This is a genomic window from Bacillus sp. JJ675, from assembly GCF_036963165.1.
GTDB lineage: Bacteria > Bacillota > Bacilli > Bacillales > Bacillaceae > Bacillus > Bacillus glycinifermentans.
In genome coordinates this window covers 21906-37342 of the sequence record NZ_JBALMR010000076.1, presented here as the reverse complement: position 1 = coordinate 37342, position 15437 = coordinate 21906, and the positions used below count along the sequence as shown (strand labels likewise).

At 46.5% G+C, this 15437-nt stretch carries 13 protein-coding genes and 1 pseudogene; all 14 read left to right on the top strand.

Annotated elements, in window-relative coordinates:
• The first annotated feature begins 72 nt into the window (after positions 1 to 72).
• Positions 73 to 684, top strand: a complete 612-nt coding sequence (locus V7126_RS18805) for a Holliday junction resolvase RecU (RefSeq protein ID WP_046132843.1) — start codon at positions 73 to 75, stop codon at positions 682 to 684.
• Between the two features lie 208 nt (positions 685 to 892).
• Positions 893 to 1168, top strand: a pseudogene (locus tag V7126_RS18800) (flavoprotein); the annotation flags it as partial.
• A gap of 125 nt (positions 1169 to 1293) precedes the next feature.
• Positions 1294 to 2334 carry an aspartate-semialdehyde dehydrogenase gene (asd, locus tag V7126_RS18795; protein ID WP_335498334.1) on the top strand — a complete coding sequence of 347 codons (1041 nt, stop codon included), beginning with the start codon at positions 1294 to 1296 and terminating at the stop codon, positions 2332 to 2334.
• 98 nt (positions 2335 to 2432) lie between these two features.
• On the top strand, positions 2433 to 3647 hold the full coding sequence (dapG, locus tag V7126_RS18790; RefSeq protein ID WP_046132845.1) for an aspartate kinase: 1215 nt from the start codon (positions 2433 to 2435) through the stop codon (positions 3645 to 3647).
• A 30-nt stretch (positions 3648 to 3677) separates the two neighbouring features.
• Entirely contained in the window at positions 3678 to 4547 is an 870-nt protein-coding gene (gene dapA / locus V7126_RS18785; protein ID WP_046132846.1) for a 4-hydroxy-tetrahydrodipicolinate synthase, read from the top strand.
• A gap of 146 nt (positions 4548 to 4693) precedes the next feature.
• Positions 4694 to 6358 carry a ribonuclease J2 gene (gene rnjB / locus V7126_RS18780; protein ID WP_046132847.1) on the top strand — a complete coding sequence of 555 codons (1665 nt, stop codon included), beginning with the start codon at positions 4694 to 4696 and terminating at the stop codon, positions 6356 to 6358.
• 103 nt (positions 6359 to 6461) lie between these two features.
• Positions 6462 to 7208 carry a ClpP family protease gene (locus V7126_RS18775; RefSeq protein WP_046132848.1) on the top strand — a complete coding sequence of 249 codons (747 nt, stop codon included), beginning with the start codon at positions 6462 to 6464 and terminating at the stop codon, positions 7206 to 7208.
• Positions 7205 to 7420, top strand: coding sequence for a YlzJ-like family protein (locus V7126_RS18770; protein WP_046132849.1), 216 nt, complete (start codon positions 7205 to 7207; stop codon positions 7418 to 7420). The genes V7126_RS18775 and V7126_RS18770 overlap by 4 nt, the downstream gene beginning before the upstream one ends.
• Positions 7421 to 7539: 119 nt before the next feature.
• Positions 7540 to 9873 (top strand): DNA translocase FtsK, encoded by a 2334-nt coding sequence (locus V7126_RS18765; RefSeq protein WP_175076230.1) that lies wholly within the window; start codon positions 7540 to 7542, stop codon positions 9871 to 9873.
• A gap of 141 nt (positions 9874 to 10014) precedes the next feature.
• The gene (locus tag V7126_RS18760; RefSeq protein WP_046132851.1) at positions 10015 to 10740 is read left to right on the top strand and encodes a GntR family transcriptional regulator; all 726 of its coding nucleotides are present in this window, start codon (positions 10015 to 10017) and stop codon (positions 10738 to 10740) included.
• Between the two features lie 89 nt (positions 10741 to 10829).
• Positions 10830 to 12071: an MFS transporter gene (locus tag V7126_RS18755; protein WP_046132852.1), complete on the top strand. Its 1242-nt coding sequence runs from the start codon at positions 10830 to 10832 to the stop codon at positions 12069 to 12071.
• Between the two features lie 130 nt (positions 12072 to 12201).
• A complete protein-coding gene (yfmF, locus tag V7126_RS18750) occupies positions 12202 to 13482 on the top strand; it encodes an EF-P 5-aminopentanol modification-associated protein YfmF (RefSeq protein ID WP_046132853.1) in 1281 nt (426 codons plus the stop codon).
• The gene (yfmH, locus tag V7126_RS18745; RefSeq protein WP_046132854.1) at positions 13479 to 14765 is read left to right on the top strand and encodes an EF-P 5-aminopentanol modification-associated protein YfmH; all 1287 of its coding nucleotides are present in this window, start codon (positions 13479 to 13481) and stop codon (positions 14763 to 14765) included. The genes yfmF and yfmH overlap by 4 nt, the downstream gene beginning before the upstream one ends.
• A 75-nt stretch (positions 14766 to 14840) precedes the next feature.
• Positions 14841 to 15437 (top strand): elongation factor P 5-aminopentanone reductase (gene ymfI / locus V7126_RS18740; RefSeq protein ID WP_438823811.1); only part of this gene is annotated, 597 nt, incomplete at its 3' end.

Here is a 15437-nt window from a genome sequence, read left to right as displayed (position 1 = left end):
ATGAAAAAGGAATGAGGTCTTAATGAGAAAACCAACTTAAACAAATTAAAAATATAATAGGAGAGTGGTTAATTGGCAGCAACCAATCAAGGTAAAGTATTCGAATCAAATGTTGAAAAATCAGCAAAAGATCAAGGTATATTCTTTTACAGAATTAAAGATGTCAATCCCATGTCTTTGAAGAGAGGGGCTGCAGTATCCAAAAATAAGTATGATTGCTTTATTCATTACAAAGGATACTTGTTCCCTGTTGAGATGAAATCGACTAAGAATAAGTCTTTCTCGTTCAGCGAGAAAATTATAAAACCTCAGCAAATCAAATATCTTAAGGAGGCATCTAAATTTGATTATGTAATACCTGGTTTTCTGTTTCAATTTAGAGAGCCGAAAAATAAAGTGTATTTCGTACATATTGATGATTTCCTTACATATAAACATATAGCTGAAAATCAGTTAGAACATACATATAAGAATAAAGTTAACAAATCAAGTTTACCGATCAAGATCTGTGAAGAAATCGGAACTGAAGTCAGATGGATGAAGAAAAAAGTCAACTATACATATTATCTGAACAAGCTCTGTGATGATCTTATTTATAAACATATGTCATGGGACAATTTTTCACCTTCATACTGTTGTGATGATAAGTCATCCGGTGGAGGTTCTGAAAAGCCATGTATCTAAATGATATGACAACCTTGTATACTGACAGCAAAGGGAGAGAAGTTGTACATGAAATAAAAAAGAAAAATTTCATTATTTCTTATATTAAGCAAAAAGATTTAAATGAAAACGATGCCGAGTTTTATAACGAATATGTTAAACTGCTATTGAAATCAATCTTCAATTAGCAGTTCTTTTTTAAAGGTGATCTTTGGGGGTGAGATATAAAACTGACTCTCCGGTATTAATGGCGGCCAAGGCGACGGTCCGCAATTCCCGCCCCGTCGTCCTCGGCATATCGACGAACGATGCGCTCGGTTTAAACGGAGTGAATCTGATGAGGCTGATGACGACGAAAAACATTTTCTTCATCCCGTTCGGGCAGGATGATCCGTTTAAAAAACCGAACTCGCTCGTCGCAAAAATGGATCTTTTGTTGCCGACAATAGAAGAAGCGCTTGCATACAAACAGATGCAGCCGGTTCTGATCAGCAATTACCAATAATTTTTGAGAAAATGAAGATGTAACAAAAAATATCAATCATCAGGCTTACTTCTATGTTAAAATATAATGTAAAATTGCATAGTCAACCAATCGTCATTAACGATAGGGTGGAAGGAGTTTTACAATTGGGCAGAGGATTACATGTAGCAGTAGTTGGTGCGACAGGAGCTGTAGGACAGCAAATGTTAAAAACGTTAGAAGACAGAAACTTTGAACTGGATAAACTGACTTTATTATCCTCAAAACGTTCAGCAGGTATGAAACTTACATTCAAAGGCGAAGAGCACACTGTACAGGAAGCGGTTCCGGAAAGCTTTGAAGGGGTAAACATCGCATTGTTCAGCGCAGGGGGAAGCGTTTCAAGGGCGCTCGCTCACGAGGCTGTCAAACGCGGTGCGATCGTCATTGACAATACGAGTGCGTTTCGGATGGATGAAAACACTCCTCTCGTCGTGCCCGAGGTCAATGAAGAAGATTTGCATCAGCATAACGGAATCATCGCAAACCCGAACTGTTCAACGATCCAAATGGTTGTAGCGCTTGAGCCTATCCGCAAGGCTTTCGGTTTAAATAAAGTCATCGTGTCAACCTACCAGGCTGTTTCAGGTGCCGGCAATGAAGCTGTAAAAGAGCTGTACGGCCAAACGGAAGCCATCTTAAAAGGCGATTCGTACGAACCGCAGATCATGCCTGTAAAAAGCGATGAAAAGCACTACCAAATCGCATTCAACGCGATTCCTCAAATCGATAAGTTCCAGGAAAACGGCTTTACGTTTGAGGAAATGAAAATGATCAATGAAACGAGAAAAATCATGCATATGCCTGATCTGGAAGTTGCGGCCACTTGCGTCAGACTGCCGATTGCAACTGGGCATTCAGAGTCCGTCTACATCGAGACAGACCGCGATGATGTCACAGCAGAGGATATCAAAAATCTGTTAAAAGAAGCTCCGGGCGTCATTCTTCAGGACGATCCTGCAAATCAGGTATACCCGATGCCGGCTGATGCAGTAGGGAAAAGAGACGTGTTCGTTGGACGCGTCCGCAAAGACCTTGACCGTCCGAACGGATTTCACCTGTGGATTGTGTCCGACAACCTGCTGAAAGGTGCGGCCTGGAACTCCGTACAAATCGCAGAAAGCCTAAAAGCTTTGGATTTAGTTTAAAATATACTAAGATTTCTTACTGGAGATGCGAGAAGAGAGTGAGGCCCATTCGGCCCCTCTCTTCTGTTGCGTCCGAAATAAACTTGGAGTGAAATACATTGAAAATCATCGTTCAAAAATTTGGTGGAACCTCTGTTAGGGATGACCGCGGCAGAAAGCTTGCCTTGCACCATATACAAGATGCGGTCAATGAAGGATATAAGGTTGTTGTTGTCGTATCGGCAATGGGCCGTAAAGGCGATCCGTATGCGACCGATTCGCTCCTTGATCTCCTTTACGGGGGACAGGAAACGATTACGGAACGGGAGCAGGACTTACTGCTCTCATGCGGTGAAACGATTTCTTCCGTCGTGTTTACAAGCATGCTGCTGGAAAACGGCATTAAAGCCGCTGCATTGACCGGTGCTCAAGCCGGTTTTTTAACCGATAATCAGCACACGAACGCGAGAATCCTCGAAATGAAGCCGGAACGCCTTATCAGCATGCTGGCTGATCATGACGCTGTCGTCGTCGCAGGCTTTCAGGGAGCTACTGCCAAAGGTGATATCACGACGATCGGCCGCGGCGGCAGCGATACATCGGCCGCGGCGCTCGGAGCGGCGCTGGACGCCGAATTTATTGATATTTTCACAGATGTCGAAGGCGTTATGACCGCCGATCCGAGAATCGTAGAAAAGGCAAAGCCGCTTCCTGTGATTACCTATACGGAAATCTGCAATTTGGCTTACCAGGGTGCAAAGGTTATCCACCCGAGGGCTGTGGAAATCGCGATGCAGGCGAAAGTGCCGATTCGCGTGCGCTCGACCTATTCAAAAGAAAAAGGAACGCTTGTGACAAGCCACCATACGTCAAAGGCCGGAAGCGACGTATTTGAACGGCTCATCACAGGCATCGCCCATGTCAAAGATGTAACGCAGTTTAAAGTCCCGGCAAAAGAGGGACAATACATCGTGCAGACAGAAGTGTTTAAAGCGATGGCGAACGCAGACATCAGCGTGGATTTCTTTAATATTACGCCGAGCGAAATTGTATATACGGTCGCCGGAAACATGACAGACCGGGCAGAAAGCATACTGAAGGAATTAGGCTATGAGCCTGCCGTTACAAGAAATTGTGCAAAGGTTTCGGCCGTAGGGGCAGGCATCATGGGCGTGCCTGGCGTCACCTCAAAAATCGTTACCGCTTTATCGGAAAAGGGCATTCCAATCCTTCAGTCGGCAGACAGCCATACGACGATTTGGGTGCTCGTCCACGAGAAAAACATGGCGACTGCCGTGAACGCTCTGCACGAAGTGTTTGAACTATCAAAATAAATGTGATTGAATCATGATGAGGTGAAAAAAATGAATTTCGGAAATATTGCAACCGCAATGGTTACGCCCTTTGACAAAAACGAAAATGTCGATTTTCAAAAATTGTCAAAGCTGATCGATTATTTATTGAAAAACGGAACGGATTCACTTGTCGTCGCCGGAACTACCGGTGAATCGCCGACCTTGTCAGAAGAGGAAAAAGTTGCACTCATTCAATATACCGTCAAGGAAGCGGCAGGCCGCGTGCCTGTGATCGCGGGTACGGGCAGCAACAATACGAAGGCATCGATCAAGCTGACGAAAAAAGCGGAAGAAGCAGGGGCAGACGCGATCATGCTTGTGACGCCGTACTACAACAAACCTTCCCAGGAAGGAATGTACCACCATTTCAGAGCGGTTGCCGAAGAAACATCGCTGCCGGTCATGCTGTATAATGTGCCGGGACGCACGGTTGCATCGCTGGCTCCGGAAACGGCGATCCGCCTGGCGGAAATTCCGAATATCGTCGCGATCAAGGAAGCGAGCGGTGATCTCGAGGCGATCACAAAAATCATCGCTGAAACGCCTGATGATTTTGCTGTGTACTCAGGTGATGACAGCCTGACGCTTCCGGTTCTGTCAGTGGGAGGAAGGGGAATCGTTTCCGTTGCTTCACACATCATCGGACCGGAAATGCAGCAGATGATCAAACATTACATCAATGGGGAGACGAAAGAAGCGGCCTTGATCCATCAGAAGCTTCTGCCGCTGATGAAGGGGCTTTTCGCTGCTCCAAATCCGTCGCCTTTAAAGACCGCTCTTCAGCTGAAAGGTCTTGACGTCGGCTCTGTCCGGCTTCCTTTAGTTCCGCTGAATGAAGATGAGCGTCTCCGTTTAAGCAGCCTGATGAACAGCCTGTAACAACATATACGGACGAAAACGGTCATTCTCTTTTTTGGGTTTGGCCGTTTGTTCTATACATAATGGTTCTTGTTTTCTAAATTTAGATTCAGGTATAATAGGGACAAGTGATGATGGACGGGTACTTAGATTAGGAGGATTACAATTTGAAAAAAAATACAGAAAATATTAGAATCATCGCCTTAGGTGGCGTCGGGGAGATCGGAAAAAACCTTTATGTCATTGAAATCGACTCTGACATATTCGTGGTTGACGCCGGACTCATGCATCCAGAAAATGAAATGCTCGGGATCGATGTGGTTATACCGGACATTTCCTACTTAATTGAACGATCTGACAGAGTAAAGGCGATTTTCCTCACACACGGACACGAAGAAAACATCGGAGGCGTGTTTTACTGCCTGAACAAGCTATCCGTGCCTGTTTACGGAACAAAACTGACACTTGCCCTTTTAAAAGAAACGCTAAAACAATACGGCTCAAATAAAAAAGCCGATTTAAGAGAAATCCACTCCAAATCCGTTATTACATTTGAATCAACGAAAGTATCTTTTTTCAGGACAAACCACAGCATTCCGGATTCGGTAGGCATCAGCTTTAAAACGTCCCTCGGATCCATCGTGTGCACGGGCGATTTTAAATTCGACCAGACGCCTGTTTTAAACCAGACCAGCGACATCGGCGAAATCGCCAAGATCGGCAATTCAGGCGTGCTGTGCCTGCTGTCGGACAGCGCCAACGCCGAAAAACCGGGTTATACTCCTTCTGAAGCAGTCGTCGGAGGCGAAATTTCTGATGTGATGTATAATGCCGAAAACCGTGTGATCGTGGCCGCGTTCGCTTCAAACTTCAACCGGATTCAGCAGGTGATTGACGCTGCTCTGCAAAACGGCAGAAAACTGGCGGTATCAGGGAAAAATATTTCCGCTATTCTGCAGCTGGCGATCAAGCTCGGTTATGTGACCGCTGATGAGGACATGTTCATACCTGTCCAAGACGTCAAAAAGTATCCGAAAAGGGAAGTGGCCATTTTAACGGGAGACAATCACGGTGAACCGCTGGCGGCCTTGACAAGAATCGCAAAACAGGGTCATAAGCAGCTTGACATTGAAGAAGGTGATACCGTATTGATCGCTTCTTCTCCTATACCCGGCCAGGAGCTGATTTATTCCAAAGCCGTCGATCTTTTAACAAGGGCGGGCGCCAACGTCGTATTTGCACAGAAGCGCGTACATGTGTCAGGACACGGCTGCCAGGAAGAGCTGAAGCTCATGCTGAACCTGCTGAAGCCGAAGTATTTAATTCCCGTAAACGGCGAATACAGAATGCAAAAAGCGCACTCAAAGCTTGCCGAAGAAATCGGGATGAAGCGAAGCGACATCTTTTTGGTTGAAAAAGGAGACGTCGTTGAGTTCCGCGGGCAAAACGTAAAAATCGGCGATAAAGTCCAGTCAGGAAATATTCTGATTGACGGCCTCGGCGTCGGAGACATCGGCAACATCGTGCTCAGGGACCGTCGCCTTCTGTCCCAGGATGGAATCTTAATCGTTGTCATCACCCTCGATAAAAAGAAAAAACATCTTGTATCAGGACCCGAAATTATCACGAGAGGTTTTGTCTATGTCAGGGAATCTGAACAACTGATCGTAGAGGCGACAGAGCTTGTCAGAGAAATCGTAAAAGAAAGCACCGAAAACGCCGTCGTCGAATGGTCCGCTTTAAAACAGACCATGCGTGACGCATTAAATCAATTCTTATATGAAAAAACAAAACGAAAACCAATGATCATCCCAATCATCATGGAAGTATAAAACCAAGAGGATTCCCTCTTGGTTTTTTTGTCCCGTCTGCACTGAATGAAAAAACCGCCATTGTCCATAATACAAAAAGAAACTCGAGAAAGAGGTGGGCCAGATGGACTCAAACCGGATGCAAAACGGGGAAGGACAAGGGGAGCAGCCGGCAAAGCAGGACGCTAAGGACAATCTCGTCAACAAAATTCAGCAGCTTGGCGAAACGACGCTTCCTCAAATGGGACAGGATTCAAACATTCACTGCCTGACCATCATCGGACAGATTGAAGGGCATGTACAGCTTCCGCCCCAAAACAAAACGACAAAATATGAACATGTCATTCCACAGATTGTCGCTATCGAGCAAAATCCTAAAATCGAAGGGCTGTTGATCATTTTAAATACCGTAGGCGGAGACGTGGAGGCAGGTCTGGCGATTGCCGAGATGCTTGCTTCTCTTTCAAAACCGACCGTATCGATCGTGCTAGGAGGCGGGCATTCAATCGGTGTTCCGATCGCTGTTTCCTGCGATCACAGCTATATCGCCGAAACGGCTACGATGACGATCCATCCGGTCAGATTGACGGGGCTTGTGATCGGTGTACCGCAAACGTTTGAATACCTTGATAAAATGCAGGAGAGAGTCATTAACTTTGTGACCAGCCATTCAAACATTTCGGAAGAGAAATTTAAAGAGCTGATGTTTTCAAAAGGCAACCTGACAAGGGATATCGGAACGAATGTCGTCGGGAAAGATGCGGTCAAGTACGGGCTGATCGATGAAACAGGCGGAGTCGGTCAGGCGATTCAAAAGCTCAATGAATTGATCGAACAAGAACGCGGCGGGAAGGAAAGGATGATTCAATGATTCTTTATACAACAATGCCGCAGGAAATCGTGTTCGCCGGCCAGGCGGAACAGACAAACCTGAGGCAGATCGACGTCAACGGCGTGCCGCTCCTCGTCGAAATGAACGGGGAAGAAGCGAAAGTGGTTCAGGTCTTAAGCACAAATCCGATGGATTTTTTAAAGCAGGAGACGGCTCCGGGCCAAACGCTCAAACTGACATTTTATAAATAGCTGAAGTGTCGTCAGGATAAATATGCTATAATAGGGGAATCCAGAGGAAAAATCGCAGCCAAAACCGGGCTGCTTTCTCTTTGTTTTTACATTTTTTACATGCAGTAAGGTGATGGAACATGGCAAAAAGAAAAAGAAAATCAAAAAAGAAGCAAAAACAGGTTAAAAGAATTAATCTAAAATATGAACTGTACGGTTTAATCTGTATCGCCATTTCGATTATTACGGTGTTGCAGCTTGGCGTTGCAGGCCAAACGTTCATTTACATGTTCCGTTTTTTCGCAGGCGAGTGGTTCATTCTGTTCGTTCTTTCTCTCTTCCTAACAGGCGTATCGCTGTTTTGGAAGAAAAAAACGCCGAGTTTTTTGACGAGAAGAAAAGCGGGGCTTTATTGCATCGTCGCAAGCATATTGCTTTTATCACACGTCCAGCTGTTTCAGCATTTGACAGACAGGGGGATGATCGAATCTCCGAGCGTGATCCAAAATACGTGGGAGCTGTTTTTAATGGACGTAAAAGGCGAAACCGGAACGCCTGATCTGGGAGGCGGGATGATCGGGGCGCTCTTGTTTGCGGCATCTTATTTTCTGTTCGCATCAGCAGGCTCGAAAATTATCGCTATTTTTCTGATCCTGATCGGGCTCCTTTTGATCACCGACCGCTCCCTTCAGGAGACGCTGATCAAATGGACGGCTCCTGTTGCCGGGTTCGTGAAGAATCAGTGGCTCGCATTTCTCGATGATATGAAGGATCTGAAACAGCAATCGTCCAAAAAGAAATCCGGAAAAAAACAAAAAACCGAGCGGAAACCAAAACCCGCGGCAGAGCCTGTTCAGGATGCGGCGGAGCAAGATGCGGTAATTCATACGGAGCCGATTATTTCAAGCTTTTCGGACCGTGACGAAAAGCCGGAAATTCAAGCTTATGAAGCGGCCGAACCGGCAGCAAAAACGCCGCCGGAACCCGAAAGCGGTGGGGATGCAGAGGCTGCTCCCGAGATCGCCTTTACAGAGCTTGAAAACAAAGACTATCAGCTGCCGCCGATCAGTTTGCTGGATGATCCGAAGCATACAGGACAGCAGGCTGACAAAAAAAATATTTATGACAATGCACGAAAGCTCGAAAAGACGTTCCAAAGCTTCGGAGTTAAGGCGAAAGTAACCCAGGTTCATCTCGGCCCGGCCGTGACGAAATACGAAGTCTACCCTGATGTCGGCGTCAAGGTAAGCAAGATCGTCAATTTAAGCGATGACTTGGCGCTTGCACTTGCCGCCAAGGATATCCGCATCGAAGCGCCGATACCGGGCAAATCGGCGATTGGAATCGAAGTGCCGAATGCGGAAGTCGCGATGGTTTCCTTAAAAGAGGTGCTCGAATCGAAGCTGAATGACCGCCCTGACGCAAAGCTGATGATCGGCCTCGGCCGGAATATTTCCGGAGAGGCGGTTTTGGCCGAATTAAACAAAATGCCCCATCTCCTTGTCGCAGGTGCAACGGGAAGCGGAAAAAGCGTCTGTGTCAACGGCATCATTACAAGCATATTAATGAGAGCGAAGCCGCATGAGGTCAAAATGATGATGATCGATCCGAAAATGGTCGAGCTTAATGTGTACAACGGCATTCCGCACCTGCTTGCGCCTGTCGTGACAGATCCGAAAAAAGCGTCACAGGCTTTAAAAAAAGTTGTAAATGAGATGGAGCGCCGCTATGAACTGTTTTCTCACACGGGGACGCGGAATATTGAAGGATACAACGACCACATCAAAAAGATGAATGCATCCGAAGAAGCAAAGCAGCCGGAACTTCCGTATATCATCGTCATTGTGGACGAGCTTGCAGACTTGATGATGGTCGCTTCCTCTGATGTCGAAGACTCGATTACAAGGCTGTCGCAAATGGCCCGCGCGGCTGGAATCCACTTGATCATCGCGACGCAGCGTCCTTCCGTCGATGTCATCACAGGGGTCATTAAAGCGAATATTCCGTCAAGGATCGCCTTCAGCGTGTCTTCACAGACCGATTCCAGAACGATTCTTGATATGGGGGGCGCTGAAAAGCTTCTCGGAAGAGGGGACATGCTGTTTCTGCCTGTCGGAGCCAACAAGCCGCTCCGCGTTCAGGGGGCTTTCTTATCAGATGAAGAAGTCGAAAAAGTCGTCGATCATGTCATCACACAGCAAAAAGCCCAATACCAGGAGGAAATGATCCCGGAAGAAACGTCTGAAACGCTCAGCGAAGTGACGGATGATCTCTATGATGAGGCTGTAGCGCTCGTTGTCGGCATGCAGACGGCATCCGTTTCGATGCTGCAAAGGCGGTTCCGCATCGGCTACACGAGGGCGGCCCGGCTCATCGATGCCATGGAAGAACGGGGAGTTGTCGGTCCTTATGAGGGATCAAAGCCCCGTGAAGTCTTACTGTCAAAAGAGCAATATGAAGAACTCTCTTCCTGATAGAAGAGAGTTCTGTTGGACATAAAATTATTATGTAAATTAAACAAGTGTAAAACGTCTATTTATTTATTTGACAAAACATGATATAGTTATCCTCAATTAAAGATAATTTTAATTTGATCTGTCAGACGGAGGGAAAACATGTCTATACAAGCTGACAATCAACGGTTATGTTTAAAGGTGATTGATCGGATAAAAGAAGATATTCAAAAAGGTATTTACTGCGAAAATGAACAGCTCCCCTCTGAATTCGAGCTGTCAAAGATGCTGGGCGTCACAAGAACGGCTTTGCGGGAAGCGCTCAAAGTGCTGGAGGATGAAAACGTCATCATCAGACGGCACGGCGTCGGTACATTCGTCAACCCGAAACCTTTATTTTTATCAGGCATCGAACAGCTGAACAGCGTGACGAAAATGATTGAACAGGCGAGCATGACCCCGGGAACCATCTTTATGTCTTCACAGGTGACCGACCCGACTGAAGATGATCTGCTTCGTTTTCAAAATGCGGACGAAAGCGGGATATTCTTGCTTGAGCGGGTAAGAACGGCGAACGGTGTACCCGTCGTCTACTGTCTGGATAAAATCCCGATGTCGATTCTGCCGGATGGTTTTTCGCATGAGCAGGAATCGATGTTCGAATGGCTTGAGAACAAGTCTGGAGCGGTGATCAGCTATGCGGTCGCCGATATTGTGCCGATCGGCTTCCACGATACGATATCCCAAATTCTTGAGTGCGATCCGGAGACGGCTTTGCTTCTCTTGAAACAGATTCACTATGACCAGCATGATAAGCCTGTATTGTATTCTTTAAACTATTTCCGGGCTGACAAATTCAGATTCCATGTCGTAAGAAAACGATTTTGATAAAGGCGGGCGCTCAGGAACCGAGCGGCTGTTTTTTTGCCTTACATAAATTCACCCTTTTCTAGCAACAATAACAGATGGAAATACTAATGAATTGGGTGAAAAAGTTGAGCAGAAAAAAAGGCGTTAAAAGCATCATCGCGCTGTCTTCCGTCCCGCTTGTCATGACGCTTGGCAACTCGATGCTGATACCTGTTTTGCCTGTGATTGAAAAAAAATTAGGCATCACATCTTTTCAGGTCTCCTTGATCATTACGGTTTATTCGATCGTGGCGATCCTGTGCATCCCGATCACGGGCTATTTATCCGACCGGTTTGGGAGAAAAAAGGTCATGCTGCCGTGTCTTATCATCGCTGGTGCGGGAGGCGCCGTAGCCGGTGCAGCCTCCTCCTGGTTCAATGAGCCGTACGCGCTGATCTTGGCGGGGCGTGTGCTTCAAGGCATCGGTTCAGCCGGCGCCGCTCCGATCGTAATGCCGTTTATCGGAGATTTGTTTCAAGATGATGAAGAAGTAAGCGCTGGCCTTGGAGATATTGAAACGGCAAATACTGCCGGAAAAGTGTTGAGCCCGATCTTAGGGGCTTTTTTAGCATCCTGGGTTTGGTTTATGCCGTTCTGGTTTATCCCGGTCGTCAGCCTGATCAGCTTTTTTCTCGTGTTGTTTTTAGTTCCAAAGCCAAAGGAGAAAGTCGCAGAGACAAAATCTTTGAAAGAGTTCGCCAAAAACGTAAAGACCATTTTTAAACGGGAAGGCCGCTGGCTCGTTTCCATCTTTATCATTGGCGGGATTATCATGTTTCTGCTGTTTGGGGTGCTCTTTTACCTTTCGGAGAACCTTGAGAAAGCATACAAGATTGACGGGATCGTGAAAGGGGCGCTGCTCAGCATTCCGCTGCTTTTTCTGTCGGTCAGTTCGTATTTAGCCGGAAAGCTGATCGGAAACAACAAAATCAGAATGAAAATCTGTGTGATGGTCGGGATGATCCTGCTTGTTTTGTCTTTTGGCGGGATGTGGTGGAACCACTCTTTTTATCCGCTTTTTTTGTTTATGTCAATCGGAGGCATCGGCATCGGGATGGCCCTGCCCTCGCTTGATGCGCTTATTACGGAAGGGATCGATAAAGAAGAGCGCGGCACGATTTCGTCATTTTACAACAGCATGCGGTTTATCGGAGTTGCCCTCGGGCCGCCGGTTTTTGCGTATATGATGACAAATGCCGCCCGCTTGATTTTCATCGTCTCGCTTTTGTGCAGTTTGGCCGCTTTAACCCTTGTGTTATTTTATATTGATCCGAAAGAAAACGAAAATGAAGCGGCAAAGACGGTGTGACGTGCACCGTCTTTTCTTTTTTATTTCCTTAATCATCCTTCAGTTGATATAATTACAACCAAACGGCCCAAAGCATATGCTCATTTATGGTCATAATACATAATATAAACAAGGACGAAGGAGGTTCTTTATGACATACCTTAACGAAATAAAGGGAAAACACAAGGGGTTAACAAGCCATATTGTGAAAACGGAAAAATTTAAAACCGTTTCCATCATCTTTAAAATGCTCGCCCCTTTAACAAAAGAAGAGGTAACAAAACGGGCCCTTTTCCCGCACGTGCTTTTGCGGGGAACGAGCACACACCCGAAAACGGCAGATCTCAGAACGTACCTTGATGAGCTCTACGGCACTTCAGTGACCGCAGACCTTTCCAAAAAGGGCGAACAGCATGTGGTTACATTCCGCCTGGATATCGCAAACGAAAAGTATTTAAAGGATCAGACGCCGCTTTTGGAAAAAGGGCTGGAGCTTCTGTCAGAGATTATTTTTTCGCCTGCGCTCGAAAACGGTGCTTTTGACTCATTATATGTCTCTCAGGAAAAACGGACGTTAAAGCAAAGAATTCAAGCTGTTTACAATGATAAAATGCGCTATTCCAATTTAAGGCTCATTCAGGAAATGTGCAAAGATGAGCCGTATTCCCTGCATGTAAACGGAGAACTCGACGATGTAGAAAGCATCACACCGGAGAGCCTTTATGAAGCTTATACAAAAGCGATTAAAGAGGATCAGCTTGATCTATACATCGTGGGGGACGTTGACGAAAAACAGGTGGAGCAGTACGTTTCTTCTTATTTCGATGTTGACGAAAGAGAGGCGAGGCCTAGAGCCGGTATTCGGCGCGACCTTGCTCCCGAACCGAAAGAAATCATTGAAGATGCGGATGTTAAACAGGGAAAATTGAACATTGGCTTTCGGACCAATACGTTTTTTACAGATGAAGATTACCCGGCTTTGCAGCTTTTCAACGGTCTGTTCGGTGGATTTTCCCATTCAAAGCTGTTTATCAACGTCAGGGAAAAAGCGAGCCTTGCCTACTATGCGGCTTCCAGGATCGAAAGCTTTAAAGGCCTGTTAATGGTCATGTCCGGGATCGAAGTCGGCAATTATCAAAAGTGCGTCGACATCATTAAAGAGCAATTTCAAGAAATGAAAAAAGGCAGTTTTACCGATGAAGCGATCGGCCAGACGAAAGCGGTCATTAAAAACCAGATTCTTGAAACCCTTGACACGCCTTACGGATTAGTCGAATTCATTTACCAGCAGGCCGCCGCTCAAACCGAATTTTCTTTGGAAGAATGGCTCGGCCGCATTGACAGTGTCACAAAAGACGACATCATCGAAGTCGGAAAGAAAATCGAACTGGATACAACGTACTTTCTGAAAGGGACGGAGGGAGCATCTTGACGAAAACGATCGAATTTGAGCAGCTCAAGGAAACGCTATACTACGAAAAAATGCCGGGCGGGCTTGACGTATATGTCCTTCCGAAAGAAGGCTTTAATAAGACATACGCCGTGTTTACGACGAAATACGGCTCGATTGACAACGAATTCGTCCCGCTCGGCAAAGAGGATTTAGTCCGCGTGCCTGACGGGATCGCCCACTTTTTGGAGCACAAGCTGTTTGAAAAAGCCGACGGCGACGTGTTTCAGCAATTCAGCAAACAGGGGGCCTCGGCGAATGCTTTTACCTCCTTTACCAGAACGGCGTATCTCTTTTCAAGCACATCAAACGTAGAAGAAAATCTGGAAACGCTCGTCGATTTTGTGCAGGATCCGTATTTTACGGAAAAAACGGTTGAAAAGGAAAAAGGCATTATCGGCCAGGAAATCAATATGTACGACGATAATCCGGATTGGCGCCTTTTCTTCGGCCTGATCGAAAACATGTATAAAGAGCACCCTGTCAAGATTGACATTGCCGGTACGATCGAAAGCATCTCACACATTACGAAGGATCTTTTGTATGAATGCTATGAGACGTTCTATCACCCGAGCAATATGCTGCTTTTCATCGTCGGTCCGGTCGATCCGGAAGCGGTCATCCGCCAGGTGAGGGACAATCAGCAGAACAAGCCGTATACGGATCAGCCTGAAATCGTCCGCAAAGAAGTGAAAGAGCCTGCGGCGGTATATCGAAAAGAGCAGGAAATCAAAATGAACGTCCAAAGTTCGAAATGCCTGGTCGGATTAAAAAGCATCAATCCGACCAATACGGGCGACGATCTCTTAAAGCATGAACTGACCATGAACCTGATTCTCGAGTGTCTGTTCGGCAAAAGCTCGGCCGATTATGAAAGAATTTATGAAAAAGGCTACATTGACGAGACGTTCAGCTACGACTACACCGAGGAACACGGCTTCGGCTTCGCCTCTGTCGGCGGCGATACGCCGGAGCCCGACAAGCTAGCCGATGAACTGAAACAGGTGCTCTATAAAGCGAAGGAGACGATCACGGCAGAAAAACTCGATTTGGCGAGAAAGAAAAAAATCGGTACATTCCTAAAATCGATGAACTCTCCGGAGTATATCGCCAACCAATTTACACGGTACGCTTTTTTAGAAACGAGTTTGTTTGATATCGTATCCGTTTTGGAATCAATCACCTTGGAAGACGTTCATCGTGTTGTCGATGAAGAGATAGAAGAGGACAGAATCACTGTCTGCAAAGTTGTTCCAAAATCATAACCGTCAGGAAAGTTCAGCGTGAGCAGCATGTTGTAGCATCACGCTGAACCTTTCTTTTTTAGGAAGGATGGAAATATGGCAAAACTGGCTCTTGTAACAGGAGCAAGCGGCGGAATCGGCCAGAGCATATGCGAAAAGCTGGCGCAAAGCGGCTTTGACCTGCTCCTTCACTACAATACAAATGAAAAGGCAGCCGTCTCTTTAAGCGAGCGGCTGTCAAATACATATCACATTCAAACCGAAATCATTCAAAGCGATCTGTCCGACCCCGGCGGTGCGGCGGCTGTTTCCGCTTGCATTGGCGGCCGGGCGCTGGACGCCGTCGTATTAAACAGCGGGCAGAGCTACCGCGGCCTTGTTACAGACATGACAGACGAAGAAGTTCATGAGATGGTCCAGCTTCACGTGACAAGTCCGTTTACGCTGACAAGAAACGTGCTTCCGGCCATGATCAGAAGAAAAGCCGGCGCGATTGTCGCGATCACTTCGATATGGGGAGAAACGGGGGCTTCCTGCGAAGTGCTTTACAGCATGACAAAGGGGGCGCAGCATTCGTTTGTCAAAGCCCTCGCAAAAGAGCTGGCGCCGAGCGGCATCAGAGTGAACGCCGTTTCCCCCGGGGCCGTCAAAACGAATATGATGAGCGGGTTTTCGAAGGAAGAAGAGGACATG

Bases quoted from the DNA above. Each gene is read 5' to 3' on its own strand.
- dapA (WP_046132846.1), top strand. From the start codon at position 3,678: ATGAATTTCGGAAATATTGCAACCGCAATGGTTACGCCCTTTGACAAA.
- V7126_RS18775 (WP_046132848.1), top strand. From the start codon at position 6,462: ATGGACTCAAACCGGATGCAAAACGGGGAAGGACAAGGGGAGCAGCCG.
- V7126_RS18770 (WP_046132849.1), top strand. From the start codon at position 7,205: ATGATTCTTTATACAACAATGCCGCAGGAAATCGTGTTCGCCGGCCAG.
- V7126_RS18765 (WP_175076230.1), top strand. From the start codon at position 7,540: ATGGCAAAAAGAAAAAGAAAATCAAAAAAGAAGCAAAAACAGGTTAAA.
- V7126_RS18760 (WP_046132851.1), top strand. From the start codon at position 10,015: ATGTCTATACAAGCTGACAATCAACGGTTATGTTTAAAGGTGATTGAT.
- V7126_RS18755 (WP_046132852.1), top strand. From the start codon at position 10,830: ATGAATTGGGTGAAAAAGTTGAGCAGAAAAAAAGGCGTTAAAAGCATC.
- yfmF (WP_046132853.1), top strand. From the start codon at position 12,202: ATGACATACCTTAACGAAATAAAGGGAAAACACAAGGGGTTAACAAGC.